Below are 16734 nucleotides of genomic sequence, written 5' to 3' on the forward strand. Positions count from 1 at the left end.
CCTCCATGTGGGCAATGTGGCAGAGTTTCCCACCTCTCCCACATTGTAGGGCGGGCCCGGAATCGGCGCCCGTGCCCCGAGCCCCCTCGCCACTGCGGACCGGTCGGGGCAAGCCGTCCGGGGCTGTCGGTGCCGGGCGATAGCCTCCAGGCATCGGAGACGTAGGAAGCCAGGTGGGGCATGCCCGGTAGGGGAGTTGAGTCGCAGCAAGGCAGTCGCCAGGGTGTCAGTGAGGTCACCGGTGTCCTGGAGCGGATCACCTACGCCAACGAGGAGACCGGGTACACGGTCGCCCGGGTCGACACCGGCCGTGGCTCCGGCGACCTGCTCACGGTCGTCGGGTCGCTGCTCGGCGCCCAGCCGGGGGAGTCCCTGCGGATGGAGGGGCGTTGGGGCTCCCACCCGCAGTACGGGCGCCAGTTCACGGTGGAGAACTACACGACCGTCCTGCCGGCCACCATCCAGGGCATCCGCCGCTATCTCGGCTCGGGTCTGATCAAGGGCATCGGGCCCGTCTTCGCCGACCGCATCACCACCCACTTCGGCCTGGACACCCTGCGGATCCTGGAGGAGTCGCCCGGGCGCCTGATCGAGGTCCCGGGCCTGGGCCCCAAGCGCACCGGGAACATCGCCGCCGCCTGGGAGGAGCAGAAGGCCATCAAGGAGGTGATGGTCTTCCTGCAGGGCGTCGGCGTCTCCACCTCGATCGCCGTGCGCATCTACAAGAAGTACGGCGACGCCTCGATCTCCGTGGTGAAGAACCAGCCCTACCGGCTCGCCGCCGACGTCTGGGGCATCGGCTTCCTCACCGCCGACCGCCTCGCCCAGGCCGTCGGCATACCGCACGACAGCCCCGACCGGGTCCGGGCCGGGCTGCAGTACGCGCTGTCGCAGTCCGCCGACCAGGGACACTGCTTCCTGCCCGAGGAGCGGCTCATCTCCGACGCCGTGAAGCTGCTCCAGGTCGACACCGGCCTGGTCATCGAGTGCCTCGGCGACCTCGCCGAGGACCCCGAGGGCGTCGTACGGGAGAAGGTGCCCGGCCCTGAGGGGCTGCCCGTCATGGGCGTGTACCTGATCCCGTTCCACCGGGCCGAGCTGTCCCTCGCCGGGCAGGTCCGGCGGCTCCTGACCGCCGAGGAGGACCGGATGCCGGCCTTCCGGGACGTCGCCTGGGACCGGGCCCTGGCCTGGCTCGCGGAGCGTACCGGGGCCTCGCTCGCCCCCGAGCAGGAGGCGGCCGTGCGGCTCGCCCTGACCCGCAAGGTCGCCGTGCTGACCGGCGGCCCGGGCTGCGGCAAGTCGTTCACGGTCCGCTCGATCGTGGAGCTGGCCCGGGCCAAGCGGGCCAAGGTGGTGCTCGCCGCCCCCACCGGGCGCGCCGCCAAGCGGCTGGCCGAGCTGACCGGGGCCGAGGCCTCCACCGTGCACCGGCTCCTGGAGCTGAAGCCGGGCGGCGACGCCGCCTACGACCGGGACCGGCCGCTCGACGCCGACCTGGTCGTGGTCGACGAGGCCTCCATGCTGGACCTGCTGCTCGCGAACAAGCTGGTCAAGGCCGTGGCACCCGGGGCGCACCTGCTCCTGGTGGGGGACGTCGACCAGCTGCCCTCGGTCGGCGCCGGCGAGGTCCTCGGCGATCTGCTCGCCCCGGGCAGCCCGGTGCCCGCCGTCCGGCTCACCCGGATCTTCCGGCAGGCCCAGCAGTCCGGCGTGGTCACCAACGCGCACCGGATCAACGAGGGCCTGCCGCCCGTGACCACCGGCCTGCCGGACTTCTTCCTCTTCGCCGAGGAGGAGACGGAGGACGCCGCCCGGGTGGCCGTGGAGGTCGCGGCCCGCCGGATTCCCGCCAAGTTCGGCCTCGACCCGCGCCGGGACGTCCAGGTGCTCGCCCCCATGCACCGGGGCCCCGCCGGGGCCGGCGCGCTCAACGGGCTGCTCCAGCAGGCCGTCACCCCGGCCCGGCCCGATCTGCCCGAGAAACGCTTCGGCGGCCGGGTCTTCCGGGTCGGCGACAAGGTCACGCAGATCCGCAACAACTACGAGAAGGGCGCCAACGGCGTCTTCAACGGCACCGTCGGTGTGGTGACCTCCCTCGACCCCGTCGAGCAGCGGCTCGTCGTGCGGACGGACGAGGACGAGGAGGTGCCGTACGGGTTCGACGAGCTGGACGAGCTGGCCCATGCCTACGCTGTGACCATCCACCGATCCCAGGGCAGCGAGTACCCGGCGGTGGTGATCCCGGTCACCACCAGCGCCTGGATGATGCTCCAGCGGAACCTGCTCTACACGGCCGTCACCCGGGCCCGGAAGCTCGTCGTCCTGGTCGGCTCCCGCAAGGCGATCGCCCAGGCGGTGCGTACGGTTTCGGCCGGGCGCCGCTTTACCGCACTCGCCCATCGCCTCACAGGGGGCACTCTCGTGTGAAAGATCACGGAGGACTTCCGGAACCGGGGCGAAGGGGGCAGGATGAGCAGGTTGGCGGCACTGAGTGCCGCCGATTGGCCCAATGGTCGACCCCGAGTGCACTCTCCTGAGCCAAATGGGGGATGGTAGAGACAGTCAGGGCACCTCGAAGAAGAGGCACTACGTCGGTGAGGGATGACGTGAGCGACAACTCTGTAGTACTGCGGTACGCGGACGGTGAATACACCTACCCGGTGGTCGAGAGCACCGTCGGCGACAAGGGCTTCGACATCGGGAAGCTCCGAGCCCAGACCGGTCTGGTCACCCTGGACAGCGGATACGGCAACACCGCCGCCTACAAATCCGCCATCACCTACCTGGACGGCGAGAAGGGCATCCTGCGGTACCGCGGCTACCCGATCGAGCAGCTGGCCGAGCAGTCCACCTTCCTCGAGGTGGCGTACCTGCTGATCAACGGCGAGCTGCCGACGGCGGACGAGCTCACGGCGTTCCAGAACGACATCACCCAGCACACGCTGGTCCACGAGGACGTCAAGAACTTCTTCCGCGGCTTCCCGCGGGACGCGCACCCGATGGCGATGCTGTCCTCCGTGGTCTCCGCGCTGTCCACCTTCTACCAGGACAGCCACAACCCGTTCGACGAGAAGCAGCGCCACCTCTCGACGATCCGGCTGCTCGCCAAGCTGCCGACCATCGCGGCCTACGCGTACAAGAAGTCGGTCGGCCACCCCTTTGTCTACCCGCGTAACGACCTCGGGTACGTCGAGAACTTCCTGCGCATGACCTTCTCGGTGCCGGCCCAGGACTACGACCTCGACCCGGTCGTGGTCTCGGCGCTCGACAAGCTGCTGATCCTGCACGCGGACCACGAGCAGAACTGTTCGACCTCCACCGTCCGCCTGGTCGGCTCCTCGCAGGCGAACATGTTCGCCTCGATCTCCGCCGGCATCTCGGCCCTGTGGGGCCCGCTGCACGGTGGCGCCAACCAGTCCGTCCTGGAGATGCTCGAGGGCATCCAGGCCAACGGCGGCGACGTCGACTCCTTCATCAACAAGGTGAAGAACAAGGAGGACGGCGTCCGCCTGATGGGCTTCGGCCACCGGGTGTACAAGTCCTTCGACCCGCGCGCCAAGATCATCAAGGCGGCGGCGCACGACGTCCTGTCGGCCCTCGGCAAGTCCGACGAGCTGCTCGACATCGCGCTCAAGCTGGAGGAGCACGCGCTCTCGGACGACTACTTCGTCTCGCGCAACCTCTACCCGAACGTGGACTTCTACACGGGCCTCATCTACCGCGCGATGGGCTTCCCGACCGAGATGTTCACCGTGCTCTTCGCCCTCGGCCGCCTGCCGGGCTGGATCGCCCAGTGGCACGAGATGATCAAGGAGCCGGGTTCCCGCATCGGCCGCCCGCGCCAGATCTACACGGGCGTCGTCGAGCGCGACTTCGTCCCGGTCGAGGCCCGCTGACCGCAGGCCGCCGGCCCCCAGGCCGACGAAAGCGCCCCGCCGCCGATCCCCCCACGGGTCGGCGGACGGGGCGCTTCCCATATCCCCGGTGCGGATTCCCCCCACGGGATCCGGGCCGGGCGTCTGCTCGCGCGGTCTGCCGGGGTACGTACGGGAGGGCCGCTCAAAGCTCCCCGGTGCACGTGCCCCGGCCGCGCTTGCCTGGGACGTCCCCCAAGACATCCCATGAACGTCCCCCAAGACGTTCTCGGCATCGCCCACTTAGACTCGCGAACAGCCCAGATGGTTACCCCCAAATATCTGTGATCTAGGTCTCTTTGTGAAGGTCCTGTGCGTCACGTGTAGGTGAATTCAGGTGATCACTCGGCCGAATCGGCGCAGCCGCAGGCTGTTGGTCACCACGAACACGGACGAAAAGGCCATCGCGGCGCCGGCGATCATCGGGTTGAGCAGCCCCGCCGCGGCCAGCGGCAGCGCGGCCACGTTGTAGCCGAAGGCCCAGCCCAGATTGCCCTTGATCGTGGCCAGGGTGCGCCGGGAGAGCCGGATGGCGTCCGCCGCGACCCGCAGGTCGCCGCTGACCAGGGTCAGGTCGCTCGCCTCGATCGCCGCGTCCGTGCCGGTGCCCATCGCCAGACCCAGATCGGCCGTCGCGAGGGCGGCCGCGTCGTTCACCCCGTCGCCGACCATCGCCACCGTGCGTCCCTCGGCCTGGAGCCGCCGGATCACGGCCACCTTGTCCTGCGGGAGCACCTCGGCGATCACCTCGTCGATGCCCACCTCGGCCGCCACCCGCTCGGCCACGGCCCGGCCGTCGCCGGTGAGCAGCACCGGGCGCAGGCCCAGGCCGCGGAGCCGGGCGACCGCCTCGGCGCTGGTCTCCTTGACCGCGTCGGCGACCGTGAGGGTGCCGCGGGCCCGTCCGTCCCAGGCGACGTGCACGACCCCGGGGCCCGTTCCGCCGGGCACCTCGATCTCCTCGGCGGCCAGCAGGGCGGCGCGGCCGACCAGCACCAGGTGCCCTTCGACGGAGCCGCGCACGCCGAGGCCGGGGACGTTCTCGAAGGTCTTCGGTACGGGCAGCTCGCCCACCCGCGCGGCGGCGCCGGCCGCGATCGCGCGGGCCACCGGGTGCTCGGAGGAGTGCTCCAGGGCGCCCGCGAGCCGCAGCAGCTCGGCCTCGTCGGCGCGGCTCGTGCCGTAGGCGCCGCCGTACACGCGCACCCCGGTCAGCTCCATGCGGCCGGTGGTGACCGTGCCGGTCTTGTCGAGGACGACGGTGTCGACGCGACGGGTGGACTCCAGCACCTCGGGACCCTTGATGAGGATGCCGAGCTGGGCGCCGCGGCCGGTGCCGACCATGAGGGCCGTCGGGGTCGCGAGCCCGAGGGCGCAGGGGCAGGCGATGATCAGGACGGCCACGGCGGCCGTGAAGGCGGCGGTGGTGTCGCCGGTCAGCAGGAGCCGGCCGACGAGGGTGCCGAGGGCGACGAGGAGCACGACGGGCACGAAGACGGCGGAGATCCGGTCGGCGAGCCGCTGGACCTCGGCCTTGCCGTTCTGGGCGTCCTCGACGAGCTGGGCCATGCGGGCCAGCTGGGTGTCGGCGCCGACCCGGGTGGCCTCGACGACGAGCCGGCCGGAGGTGTTGACGCAGCCGCCGGTGACGGGGTCACCGGGGAGCACGTCGACGGGGACGGACTCGCCGGTGAGCATGGAGGCGTCGACGGCGGAGGCGCCCTCCGTGACGGTGCCGTCGGTGGCGATCTTCTCCCCGGGGCGTACGACGAAGCGGTCGCCGACCCGCAGCGCGGCCACCGGGATCCGCACCTCGCCCTCCCCGCGCAGCACGGCCACGTCCTTGGCGCCCAGCCGCAGCAGCGCGTGCAGGGCGGCGCCGGCCTTCCGCTTGGCGCGGGCCTCCAGGTAGCGGCCGAGCAGGATGAAGGTGACGACTCCGGCGGCGACCTCCAGGTAGATGGTGGAGGCGGCGTGGTCGCGGCTGACGGCCAGGCTGAAGTCGTGCCGCATCCCGGGCATGCCGGCGTCGCCGAGGAAGAGCGCCCACAGCGACCAGCCGAAGGCGGCGAGGGTGCCGACCGAGACGAGGGTGTCCATGGTGGCGTTGCCGTGCCGCAGGTTGGTCCAGGCGGCCCGGTGGAAGGGCAGCCCGCCCCAGACGGCCACGGGAGCGGCGAGCGTCAGCGAGAGCCACTGCCAGTTGTCGAACTGCAGCGACGGGACCATGGCGAGGAGGACGACGGGCACGGCGAGCACGGCGGAGACGGTGAGCCGCTGCCGGAGCGCGCCGAGCTCGGGGTCCCGGTCCCTTTCGGTCTCCCCGGTGGTCTCCGGCGCGGGCTCGGGCTCCGGCGGCGGGGGTTCCTCGGCGGTGTAGCCGGTCCTGACGACGGTGGCGATCAGCGCGTCGACCGTGACCTCCGCGGGGTGTTCGACGTGCGCCTTCTCCGTGGCGTAGTTGACGGTGGCCGTCACCCCGTCCATGCGGTTGAGCTTCTTCTCGACGCGGGCCGCGCAGGAGGCGCAGGTCATCCCGCCGATCGTCAGCTCGGTGATCGTGGAGGTCATCGGAGGGTTCCAAACGGGAGCAGGGCCATACGGTCACCGTACGGCCCTGCGGCGGTGCTGCGGGAACGGTCCCTCGGGCGTTCCCCCGGCGCGGTGTCTCAGGCGAGGCCCACCAGCTCGTAGCCGGCCTCGTCGACGGCGGCGCGGACGGCCTCCTCGTCGAGCGGGGCCGACGAGACCACGGTCACGAGGCCGGTGGCGGCCACGGCCGTCGCGGAGGAGACGCCGGCGATCTCGGAGATCTCGGCGGAGACCGCGCCCTCACAGTGGCCGCAGGTCATTCCCTTGACCTGGTAGACGGTGGTGAGTTCGGTCTGCGTCTCGGCGGTCATGACGTGTCTCCTCTTCGAGGGGTGGTGCGGTGCGGGGTCCCCTGGTCTGCGGGGCCGTACGCCGTAGTAGCACAGACTATACCCCTAGGGGGTATGAATTGCATGCGTGTCCGGTGCGCGCCGCGGGTGGGCGCGGTCATCTGACCGCTGGGCCGCTTCTTATGGTAGATACCCGACATGTCGCATTCGGGGACCACGCTGATCCTGATCATGGCGATCGCCGTCCTGGCGCCGCTGCTCGCGTACGGAGCGGGCCGCTGGCTCCCCGTACCGCTCGTCATCTTCGAGATCCTGCTCGGCATCGTCATCGGCCCCGACGTCCTGGGCTGGGCGAAGCCCGACGCGCTCGTCGACGGACTCTCCCAGCTGGGCCTCACCATGCTGATCTTCCTCGCCGGGTACGAGATCGAGTTCGGCAAGGTCCGCGGCGACACCCTCACCCGCTCGGTGTGGGCCTGGGTGTGCGCCCTCGCGCTCGGCCTCGGCATCGGTGTGCTGCTCGGCGGCGGCTACGACAAGGGCGTCTTCATCGGTGTCGCGCTCACCAGCACCGCCCTCGGCACCGTCCTGCCGGTGCTCCGCGACGGCGGCGACCTGCGCGGCCGCTTCGGCTCGGTGGTCATGGCCTTCGGTGCCGTCGGGGAGTTCGGGCCCGTCATCGCCATGGCGCTGCTCCTGAGCGGCCGCAAGCCGGCCGAGTCGACCGTCCTGCTCGCCGTCTTCGCGGCGCTCACCGCGGGCGCCGTCGTCTGGGCGCTGCGCCCCCGCCGCCCGTGGTTCTCCCGGGTCGTCGCCCGGACCCTGCACACCAGCGCCCAGTTCGCGGTCCGCTTCGTCTTCCTGCTGCTCGCCGTGATGCTGGGCGCCTCGCAGGCGCTCGGGCTCGACGTGCTGCTGGGCGCGTTCGCGGCCGGTCTGATCACGCGCCTGGTGCTGGCCGGGGCCGTCCCGGAGTCCGGACAGCAGATCCTGGAGAAGGTCGAGGGCGTCGGCTTCGGCTTCCTCGTCCCGGTCTTCTTCGTCGTCACCGGCATCGAGTTCGACCTCGACTCGCTGCTCGCCGGCGGCCGCACGCTGCTGCTCCTGCCGCTCTTCCTGGTCCTGTTCCTGGTGGTACGGGGCGGCCCGGTGTGGTTCCTCGCGCCGCGCGACCTGGGCCGGCGCGACCGGGGTGCGCTCGTCCTCTACGGCTCCACGGCGCTGCCGCTGGTCGTCGCCATCACGACCATGGGCGTCGACGACAAGATGCTGACGGCGGGCGAGGCGGCGGCGCTGGTGGGGGCCGGGATGGTGTCCGTGCTCGCCTTCCCGCTGCTCGCGCTGAGGCTGCGGGCGCGCGGCGGGGCGGGCGCGGCGGAGGGTGCGGAGGGCGCCGCGGCGGCGCCCGGCCGGGAAGGGGCGGCCTCCGGGCAGGTCACGGGCTCGGAATCGTGGTGAGCGCCTCGCCGATGATCGGGTCGAGGTAGCGCAGCAGCACCGTCTTGGTCTCGGCGATCACCGCGTCCCGCTCGGCCCCCTCGGGCGCGGCCAGGATCAGGGCGAGTCCTGCCTTCACGATAGCGAACACCATATCGGCGATCCGGGTGCGCTCGGCGGCCTCGCTGCCGGGCAGGTAGTGGCCGAGCAGGTCGCCGACCCGGGCGAGCAGGGAGGCGTGCAGGGCGTCGTGCTCCTCCGCGATGCGGCCGGGGATCTCCGAGCCGTGCATGAGGGCGAGGAAGACCGGGTTCTGGCAGTTGAAGTCGATCAGCGGGTCGAGGACGGCGTCGAGCAGCTGGGGGAGCGGCAGGGCGAAATTCGCGGGTGTGAAGGCCTGGCCGTGGTACTCGCGCATCTGGGCGAGCAGCCGGTCGCCCAGCTCGACGGCGATGGCCTCCTTGTTCGGGAAGTACTGGTAGAGCGTGCCGGGGGAGACGCTCGCCTCGCGGGCGATCGCGTTGGTGCTGGTCGCCGTGTAGCCGTTGGCGCAGAAGACGTTCGCGGCGGCCTGAAGCAGCTGCGCGATACGGCGCTCGCCGCGGGCCTGGCGGCGGCGCGGCTTCGGTTCCTCGGACATGGCTGTCCCCAGCTCTCTGAACGCGATTGACAAACGCGAGAGGTCGCTCGCATTCTTGAGAAACGCGAGTGATCACTCGTGTTTGCCAGTCTATGGGCAACGGACGACCCATGCGGCCTGCCGGGAAGCGAGCGCACGGGTCATGGTGAAGGGGACACCGCGTCATGGCCGAAGTCAAGAAAGCCCTGCCCACGGGGGGTGGGCCCGGGGGCTGGACGCGGTTCGTGACGGCACGGCCGCGCCTCACCCTCCTGGTCGCCCTCGTGCTCACCGCCCTGGCGGTCCTCGCCGGCGGCGGCGTCGCCGACCGCATGGGCAGCGGCGGCTGGGAGGACCCGGACGCCGAGTCGACGTACGCGACCGAGGTCCTGGAGCGGGAGTTCCCCGCCTCCCAGCCCAACCTCCTGCTGCTCGTCGACGCGGGCGACGCCCCGGTCGACTCCCCGGCCGTCGTCGCCGAGGCCCGGCGGCTCGCCGAGCGGCTCGACGCGCAGCCGGGCGTCGACGGCCTCGGCTCGTACTGGGCGACCGGCTCGCCCGCGCTGCGGTCCAAGGACGGGCACGAGGCCCTGATCGCGGCCCGGATCGACGGCGAGGAGAAGGCCGCGGGCGAGATCCTCCAGCGCATCGCCCCCGAGTTCCGCGGCACCCACGGGCCCGTGGAGGTGTCCGTCGGCGGTCCCCTCGCGGTCCGCCACGAGATGCAGACGATCATCCAGGAGGACCTGCTCCGGGCCGAGGTGATCGCCCTGCCCATCACCCTCGTGCTGCTCGTCATGGTCTTCGGCAGCGCCGTCGCCGCCCTGCTGCCGCTCGGCATCGGCGTCGTCGCCATCCTCGGCACCAACGCCGTGCTGCGGGGCATCACCGAGTTCACCGACGTCTCCGTCTTCGCGCAGAACCTCACCACCGCCCTCGGCCTCGGACTCGCCATCGACTACGCCCTGTTCGTGGTCCGGCGCTTCCGCGAGGAGCTGGCCACCGGCGCCGACGCGAGGACGGCCGTCGCCACCACCCTGCGCACCGCGGGGCGGACCGTGCTCTTCTCCGCCCTCACCGTCGCCGTGTCGCTCGCCGCGATGCTCGTCTTCCCGCAGTACTTCCTGCGCTCCTTCGCCTACGCCGGCATCGCCGTCGTCCTGCTCGCCGCCGCGGCGGCCCTGATCCTGCTGCCGGCCGCGCTCGTGCTGCTCGGGGACCGGGTCAACGCCCTCGACCTGCGCAGGCTGCTGCGCCGCGAGGGGCGGGCGCGCGGCGCCGGCCGGAGCGAGGCCGGGGCGGCCGACGGGGCGAGCGGGCCGGCGGGGGCCGAGGCGCCGACGGGGGCCGAAGCGGCCGCGGGGGCCGGCTGGGGGCGGGCCGCCGCCCTCGTCATGCGCCGGGCGCCGCTGTTCGCCGTCGCCACCGCCACCGGGCTCGTCCTGCTCGGACTGCCCTTCCTGGGCGTGAAGTTCGGCACCGCCGACGACCGCCAGCTCCCGGCGACCGCCGAGTCCCGGGTCGTCCAGGACCAGCTGCGCGACGGCTTCCCGGGCAATCCCGGCGCCGCGCTCACCGTGCTCGCCGAGGGCCCGGCCACGCCCGAGCAGTACGCCGACTACCGGGAGCGGATCGAGAAGCTCGACGGGATCACCCGGGTCGACGGTCCGGTGACCTCCGGGACGGGCGAGCGCACCCACGCCTCCTACACCGTCGTCCCCGAGGGTGAGGGCGTCGGTGCCGGCGCCCAGCGCGTGGTCGGCGAACTGCGCGCCGAGCAGGCGCCGTTCGACACCTCCGTCACCGGAGCCGCGGCCGTCCTGGTCGACTCCAAGGAGGCCATAGGCGAGCGGCTGCCCTGGGCGGCCGGCATCATCGCCGTGGTCACGCTGGTGCTGGTCTTCCTGCTCACCGGCAGCGTCCTCATCCCGCTCCAGGCCGTCGTGCTCAACGCCCTCAGCCTCACCGCGATGTTCGGCGCCGTCGTCTGGGTCTTCCAGGAGGGGCACCTCTCCGGACTCCTCGGCTTCACCCCCACGGGGGACATCGAGACCACGCTGCCCGTCCTGATGTTCTGCGTCGCCTTCGGCCTCTCCATGGACTACGGGGTGTTCCTGCTCTCCCGGATCAAGGAGGAGTACGACGCCACCGGCGACCACGAGCACGCCGTCCGCTTCGGACTGCGCCGCACCGGCGGCCTGATCACCGCGGCCGCCGTCATCCTGGCCGTCGTCATGGTGGCGATAGGCACCTCCCGGGTCACCAACACCAAGATGCTGGGCCTCGGCGTCGCCCTCGCCGTCCTCATGGACGCGATGGTGGTGCGCAGCCTGCTCGTGCCGTCCGTGATGAAGCTGACCGGGCGCCTCACCTGGTGGGCCCCGGGACCGCTGCGCCGCCTCCACGACCGCTTCGGCATCAGCGAGGGCGGAGAGGACACGGGGCGCATATCCGGGCCGCCGGAGTCGGAGCCGGCGCCGGCGTCCGGGCTGTCCGAGTCGGGGCCGGCGCCGGGGCGGGAGTCCGGGGCGTCGGAGTCGGGGCCGCGGGCGGAGCCCGTACGGGAGAAGGTCGGCTAGCGCCCTTCGGCGCGCCACGGCCGAGGGCCCCGCTCCGCGGAATGCGCGGCGCGGGGCCCTCGGAGGCCGGCGGGAGGGCTCAGCTCCGGCGGCTCCGGTTCCCGGGACGGCTCGCGACCCAGGAATGGATGGTGTCCGGGTACCAGTAGGGCTTCCCCGACTCGACATGGTCGGGCGCCGGCAGCAGTCCGTGCTTCCGGTAGGAGCGGACCGTGTCCGGCTGCACCTTGATGTGCGCGGCGATGTCCTTGTACGACCAGAGCCTTCTGTCCGTCATGCGTGGCACCTCTCCTGCGTGCCCGGCAGCGGCGGCGGGGGTTGCCGTCGGGGGAGCTGCCGGGCGTCACTGGTGATCACTCGCGATCACTGAGCCTGTGCCCGGTGAACGGCGCCTCCTGACGGGAGGGGAGCGCTTGTCGAAGGCCTGTGACGGAAGTCCCGCGTAATGGAGATATGCGTGACGAAGGGGCGACGGTTGTGACGTAAGTGACGCGAAGTCATCAGACGCCACAGGAGCGGAGGAAGTCCCGGGTGCGCACCGCGATCGGGTAGGGCCGGTCCGGCTCGCAGGGGTACATGTCCTGCTCGACGATGGCGAAGAGCTCCACGCCCAGGGCCTGCGCGGCGGCCAGGACCGGTTCGAGCGCCGGCACCCCGGTCGGCGGCTCGCACATCACGCCCTGGGCCACCGCCGGGCCGAAGGGCACCTCGTCGGCGACCACCCGGGCGAGCACGGCCGGGTCGACCTGCTTCAGGTGGAGGTAGCCGATCCGCTCGCCGTAGGTCTCGATCAGCTTGACGCTGTCGCCGCCGCAGTAGGCGTAGTGCCCGGTGTCCAGGCAGAGCGCGACCAGGTCCGGATCGGTGGCGTCGAGGAAACGGGTGACGTTCTCCTCGCTGTCGATGTGCGTGTCGGCGTGCGGATGGACCACGATCCGCAGCCCGTAGCGCTCGCGGACCTCCCGGCCGAGTCGCTCGGTCAGGCCGGTCAGCGACCGCCACTGCTCCGGTGTGAGGGTGCGGTCCTCCAGGACCTCGCCCGTGCGGTCGTCGCGCCAGAAGGAGGGGATGACCACCAGGTGCTCCGCGCCCATCGCCTGCGCCAGCGCCGCGTTCTCGGCCACGTGCGCCCAGGTCCGCTCCCACTCCTCGGGCCCGCGGTGCAGCCCGGTGAACACGGTCGCGGCGGAGACCCGCAGACCCCGGCGGGCGGTCTCCTCGGCGAGCACCGCCGGATCGGTCGGCAGATAGCCGTACGGACCGAGCTCGATCCACGTGTAACCGGCCCCCGACACCTCGTCGAGAAACCGCTGCCACGGCACCTGCCGGGGATCGTCGGGAAACCAGACGCCCCAGGAGTCGGGGGCGGAACCGATGCGGATCCGGGACAGCGGCGCCCGGTTCGTCGGGTTCGTCATGCATGCCACCTTGGCGGCGGTCTCGGAGGGGCGTCAAGACGTCGTCCGGACGCAGGTCCGAATGTCAGGACATGTCGTTGACAGCGCCCGGGGCCGTGGATAGACCTGGGTGGGGTGCGTGGGCCCGGCGGGGCCGTGGCGAGAGGTGACGTGGCATGACGGCGGAGCCGTACGAGCGGCCGTACGACCTGATCACGATGGGCCGCCTCGGCGTGGACCTCTATCCGCTGCAGAGCGGTGTGGAGCTCGCCCGGGTCGAGACCTTCGGGAAGTTCCTCGGCGGCTCCCCGGCCAATGTCGCCGTCGCCGCCGCGCGCCTCGGGCGGAGCGTCGCACTCGTCAGCCGGACCGGCGCCGACCCGTTCGGGGAGTACCTGCACCGGGAGCTGCGGGCGTTCGGTGTGGACGACCGCTGGGTCACCGAGGTGACGGACCATCCCACTCCGATCACCTTCTGCGAGATCTTCCCGCCCGACCACTTCCCGATCCACTTCTACCGCCGCCCCAAGGCACCCGACCTGGAGATCCATCCGCACGAACTCGACCTGCCCGCGCTCCGGGCCGCCCGTGCCCTCTGGGTGACCGGCACCGGCCTGAGCGCCGAGCCCAGCCGCACCGCGACCCTCGGCGCGCTGCGCGAGCGGGCCGCCGCGGCCGGTCCCGGCGCGCTCACCGTCCTCGACCTCGACTGGCGCCCCGCCCTGTGGGACGGCACCGCCGACGAGGCCCGCCCGCTCTACCGGGAGGCCCTGCGGCACGCCACGGTCGCCGTCGGCAACGTCGACGAGTGCGAGGTCGCGACCGGCGAGCGCGAGCCGCACGCCGCCGCCCGCGCCCTGCTCGCCGCGGGCGTGCGGCTCGCCGTCGTCAAACAGGGCCCCAAGGGCGTCCTCGCCCTGTCCGCCGACGGCACCGCGGCCGAGGTGCCGCCGCTGCCGGTGGAGGTGGTCAACGGCCTCGGCGCGGGCGACGCGTTCGGCGGCGCGCTCGCCCACGGGCTGCTCGCCGGCTGGGACCTGGAGCGCGTCCTGCGCTACGCCAACGCGGCGGGCGCGATCGTCGCCGGCCGCCTCGCCTGCTCGCCCGCGATGCCCTACGACGAGGAGATCGCCCGCGCGCTCGACGCCGGCAGCGGCTCGATCCCGGTGAGCCCGCCGGACAACGGGTAGGGACAAGCGCATGGACTCCACGCTCGATCTGCACCTCCCGGCCGGCGCGGCCGCCCGCGGCCCGTACGCCGTCGACATCGACCCCGAACGGGCCGGCTGGACGCACAGCGCGCTGCGCGTCCTCGACCTTCCGCCCGGCGGGACCCACACGTTCGGGGCGGGGAACAGCGAATGGGTGGTGCTTCCGCTGTCCGGGGGCGGTACGGTGCGCGTCGAGGGGGAAATCCTCGAACTCGTGGGCCGCGCGAGCGTGTTCGACGGGGTCTCGGACTTCGCCTATGTGCCCAGGGACGCCCAGGCCCAGATCGCCTCCGGTGCGGGAGGCCGCTTCGCTTTGGCAGGAGCGAAGTGCGAGCGACGACTCCCCGCCCGCTACGGCCCCGCGCCGGAGGTTCCCGTCGAGACCCGGGGCAGCGGCAACCGCGCCCGCGAGGTGCGCAACTTCGCCGCGGCGGGCAGCTTCGACTGCGACCGGCTGATCGCCGTCGAGGTCGTCACCCCCGGCGGCAACTGGTCCTCCTACCCCCCGCACAAGCACGACGAGCACCTCCCCGGCACCGAGTCCGTCCTGGAGGAGATCTACTACTACGAGGTGTTCTCCCCGCCGGGCGGCCCGCCCGGCCTCGGCTACCAGCGGATCACCCCGTCCCGCCCCGGCGGCGCCGAGCTGCTCGCCGAGGTCCGCACCGGAGACGCCGTCCTCGTGCCGGACGGCTGGCACGGCCCGTCCATCGCCCAGCCCGAGCACCCCCTGTACTACCTGAACGTCATGGCGGGCCCCGGACCCGAGCGCGCGTGGCGGATCAGCTTCCACCCCGACCACACGGAGGGATACCAGTGACGCGCTCCACCGTCGCCCAGGCCCTGGTGCGGTTCCTCGCCGCCCAGTACACGGAACGCGACGGCGTACGGCGGCGGCTGATCAGCGCCACCTGGGGCATCTTCGGCCACGGCAACGTCGCCGGGATCGGCCAGGCGCTCGTCGAACACCCCGGGCTCATGCCGTACCACCAGGGCCGCAACGAACAGGCCATGGTGCACGCGGCCGTCGGCTACGCCCGCCAGTCCCGCCGGCTCCAGGCACACGCCGTCACCACCTCCATCGGCCCCGGCGCCACCAACCTCGTCACCGGCGCCGCCCTCGCCACGATCAACCGGCTGCCCGTCCTGCTGCTGCCCGGCGACACCTTCGCCACCCGCCCCGCCGACCCCGTCCTCCAGCAGCTCCAGGTCCCGTACGCCGGCGACGTCTCCGTCAACGACTGCCTGCGCCCGGTCTCCCGGTACTTCGACCGGATCGTCCGCCCCGAGGCCCTGATCCCGGCCGCCCTCGAAGCGATGCGGGTCCTCGCCGACCCCGCGGAGACCGGCGCCGTCACCCTCGCCCTCCCGCAGGACGTGCAGGCCGAGGCGTACGACTGGCCCGAGGAGTTCTTCGCCGAGCGGACCTGGCGGGTGCGGCGCCCGGCGCCGGACGAGGACGAACTGGCCGCGGCGGCGGCGGCCGTCGGCCGGGCCGCCCGGCCGCTGATCGTCGCCGGCGGGGGCGTCAAGTACAGCGGGGCCGAGGAGGCCCTCTCCGACCTCGCCGCGCGCACCGGCATCCCGGTCGCCTCCACCCAGGCCGGCAAGGGTGCGCTGCCCGCGGACCACCCCCAGGACGTGGGCGGCATCGGCCACACCGGCACCGCCGTCGCCGATCACCTGGCCCGCACCGCCGACGTGGTGATCGGGGTCGGCACCCGCTGGAGCGACTTCACCACCGCGTCCTCGACGCTCTTCCGCCACCCCGGCGTGCGGTTCGTCAACCTCAACGTCGCGGCCGTCGACAGCCACCGAATGGCGGCGCTGCCGCTGGTCGCGGACGCCCGCGAGGGCCTGGAACAGCTCCACACGCTCCTGGAGCAGCACCACGTCACCGCGCACTACGCGCACGAGTACGCCGAGGAGAAGCTGCGCTGGGAGGCCCGCGTCAGCGCCGCCTACGCCGCCCCCGAGACGGGTGACCGTCCCACCCAGGCCCAGGTGCTCGGCGTACTCGACACCCTGGTCACCGGGGACGACATCCTGATCAACGCCGCCGGCTCGCTCCCCGGCGACCTCCACAAGCTGTGGCGGACCCGGTCCGCCGACCAGTACCACGTCGAATACGGGTACTCGTGCATGGGCTACGAGATCCCCGCGGCCATCGGCGTCGCCCTCGCCGCCGCACCCGGGCGCCCCGTCTGGGCCCTCGTCGGCGACGGGACGTATCTGATGAATCCCACCGAGATCGTCACCGCCGTGCAGGAGGGACTGCCCGTGAAGGTGGTGATCCTGCAGAACCACGGGTACGCCTCGATCGGCGGCCTCTCCGAAGCCGTCGGCGCCGAGCGCTTCGGCACCGCCTACCGCTTCCGGGCCGACGACGGCGGCTTCACCGGACCGCCGCTCCCCGTCGACCTGGCGGCCAACGCGGCCTCCCTCGGGATGCGGGTGCTGCGCGCCCACACCGTACGTGACCTGCGGGAAGCCCTCGCGGACGCGCGCGGGGCGACGGTTCCCACATGTGTCTACGTCGAGACCGAAACGGCAGACAGTGTGTCGGGCGCGCCCCCCGCCCAGGCGTGGTGGGATGTGCCCGTGGCCGAGACGTCGACCCGCCCGTCGGCGGTCAAGGCCCGCGAGGAGTACGACCGGCACGTCACCGCCCGACGCCGCCATCTCTGAAGGA

General features: G+C 72.5%; 12 protein-coding genes. 7 read left to right on the plus strand and 5 right to left on the minus strand.

Features of this window, described 5'->3' with window-relative positions:
* Window positions 1-180: 180 nt before the first annotated feature.
* Both ACIGXE_RS01155 and ACIGXE_RS01160 read left to right on the plus strand, forming a co-directional pair.
* Entirely contained in the window at window positions 181-2430 is a 2250-nt protein-coding gene (locus ACIGXE_RS01155; RefSeq protein ID WP_399741128.1) for an ATP-dependent RecD-like DNA helicase, read from the plus strand.
* A 179-nt stretch (window positions 2431-2609) separates the two neighbouring features.
* Window positions 2610-3899 (plus strand): citrate synthase, encoded by a 1290-nt coding sequence (locus ACIGXE_RS01160; protein ID WP_399741131.1) that lies wholly within the window; start codon window positions 2610-2612, stop codon window positions 3897-3899.
* Between the two features lie 351 nt (window positions 3900-4250).
* Here the strand turns inward: ACIGXE_RS01160 and ACIGXE_RS01165 are convergent, their stop codons facing one another.
* Both ACIGXE_RS01165 and ACIGXE_RS01170 read right to left on the minus strand, forming a co-directional pair.
* A complete protein-coding gene (locus tag ACIGXE_RS01165; protein ID WP_399741134.1) occupies window positions 4251-6488 on the minus strand; it encodes a heavy metal translocating P-type ATPase in 2238 nt (745 codons plus the stop codon).
* Between the two features lie 98 nt (window positions 6489-6586).
* On the minus strand, window positions 6587-6820 hold the full coding sequence (locus ACIGXE_RS01170; protein ID WP_399741137.1) for a heavy-metal-associated domain-containing protein: 234 nt from the start codon (window positions 6818-6820) through the stop codon (window positions 6587-6589).
* 177 nt (window positions 6821-6997) lie between these two features.
* Between ACIGXE_RS01170 and ACIGXE_RS01175 the strand changes: the two genes are divergently transcribed.
* A complete protein-coding gene (locus ACIGXE_RS01175) occupies window positions 6998-8257 on the plus strand; it encodes a cation:proton antiporter (protein ID WP_399741139.1) in 1260 nt (419 codons plus the stop codon).
* Here the strand turns inward: ACIGXE_RS01175 and ACIGXE_RS01180 are convergent.
* A complete protein-coding gene (locus tag ACIGXE_RS01180; RefSeq protein ID WP_399741141.1) occupies window positions 8235-8876 on the minus strand; it encodes a TetR/AcrR family transcriptional regulator in 642 nt (213 codons plus the stop codon). The two genes, ACIGXE_RS01175 and ACIGXE_RS01180, sit on opposite strands and share 23 nt — an antisense overlap.
* Window positions 8877-9040: 164 nt before the next feature.
* Here ACIGXE_RS01180 and ACIGXE_RS01185 point away from each other — a divergent pair, with 164 nt between their 5' ends.
* Window positions 9041-11434, plus strand: a complete 2394-nt coding sequence (locus tag ACIGXE_RS01185; protein WP_399741144.1) for an MMPL family transporter — start codon at window positions 9041-9043, stop codon at window positions 11432-11434.
* Window positions 11435-11513: 79 nt separating this feature from the next.
* Here ACIGXE_RS01185 and ACIGXE_RS01190 read toward each other — a convergent pair whose 3' ends face one another.
* Together ACIGXE_RS01190 and ACIGXE_RS01195 are read right to left on the minus strand one after the other, a co-directional pair.
* Window positions 11514-11711, minus strand: coding sequence for a helix-turn-helix transcriptional regulator (locus ACIGXE_RS01190; protein ID WP_399741147.1), 198 nt, complete (start codon window positions 11709-11711; stop codon window positions 11514-11516).
* Between the two features lie 223 nt (window positions 11712-11934).
* On the minus strand, window positions 11935-12852 hold the full coding sequence (locus ACIGXE_RS01195) for a sugar phosphate isomerase/epimerase family protein (protein WP_399741149.1): 918 nt from the start codon (window positions 12850-12852) through the stop codon (window positions 11935-11937).
* A 155-nt stretch (window positions 12853-13007) separates the two neighbouring features.
* Here ACIGXE_RS01195 and iolC point away from each other — a divergent pair, with 155 nt between their 5' ends.
* Genes iolC through iolD form a run of 3 tightly spaced genes read left to right on the plus strand, consistent with a single transcriptional unit; the run spans window position 13008 to window position 16730 of the window.
* Window positions 13008-14021, plus strand: coding sequence for a 5-dehydro-2-deoxygluconokinase (gene iolC / locus ACIGXE_RS01200; RefSeq protein WP_399741152.1), 1014 nt, complete (start codon window positions 13008-13010; stop codon window positions 14019-14021).
* Window positions 14022-14031: 10 nt separating this feature from the next.
* Entirely contained in the window at window positions 14032-14862 is an 831-nt protein-coding gene (gene iolB, locus ACIGXE_RS01205) for a 5-deoxy-glucuronate isomerase (RefSeq protein ID WP_399741155.1), read from the plus strand.
* On the plus strand, window positions 14859-16730 hold the full coding sequence (gene iolD, locus ACIGXE_RS01210; protein WP_399741158.1) for a 3D-(3,5/4)-trihydroxycyclohexane-1,2-dione acylhydrolase (decyclizing): 1872 nt from the start codon (window positions 14859-14861) through the stop codon (window positions 16728-16730). The genes iolB and iolD overlap by 4 nt, the downstream gene beginning before the upstream one ends.
* The last annotated feature ends 4 nt before the right edge of the window (window positions 16731-16734 follow it).

Source organism: Streptomyces sp. NPDC053431 (assembly GCF_044544925.1).
Classification (GTDB): Bacteria; Actinomycetota; Actinomycetes; order Streptomycetales; family Streptomycetaceae; genus Streptomyces.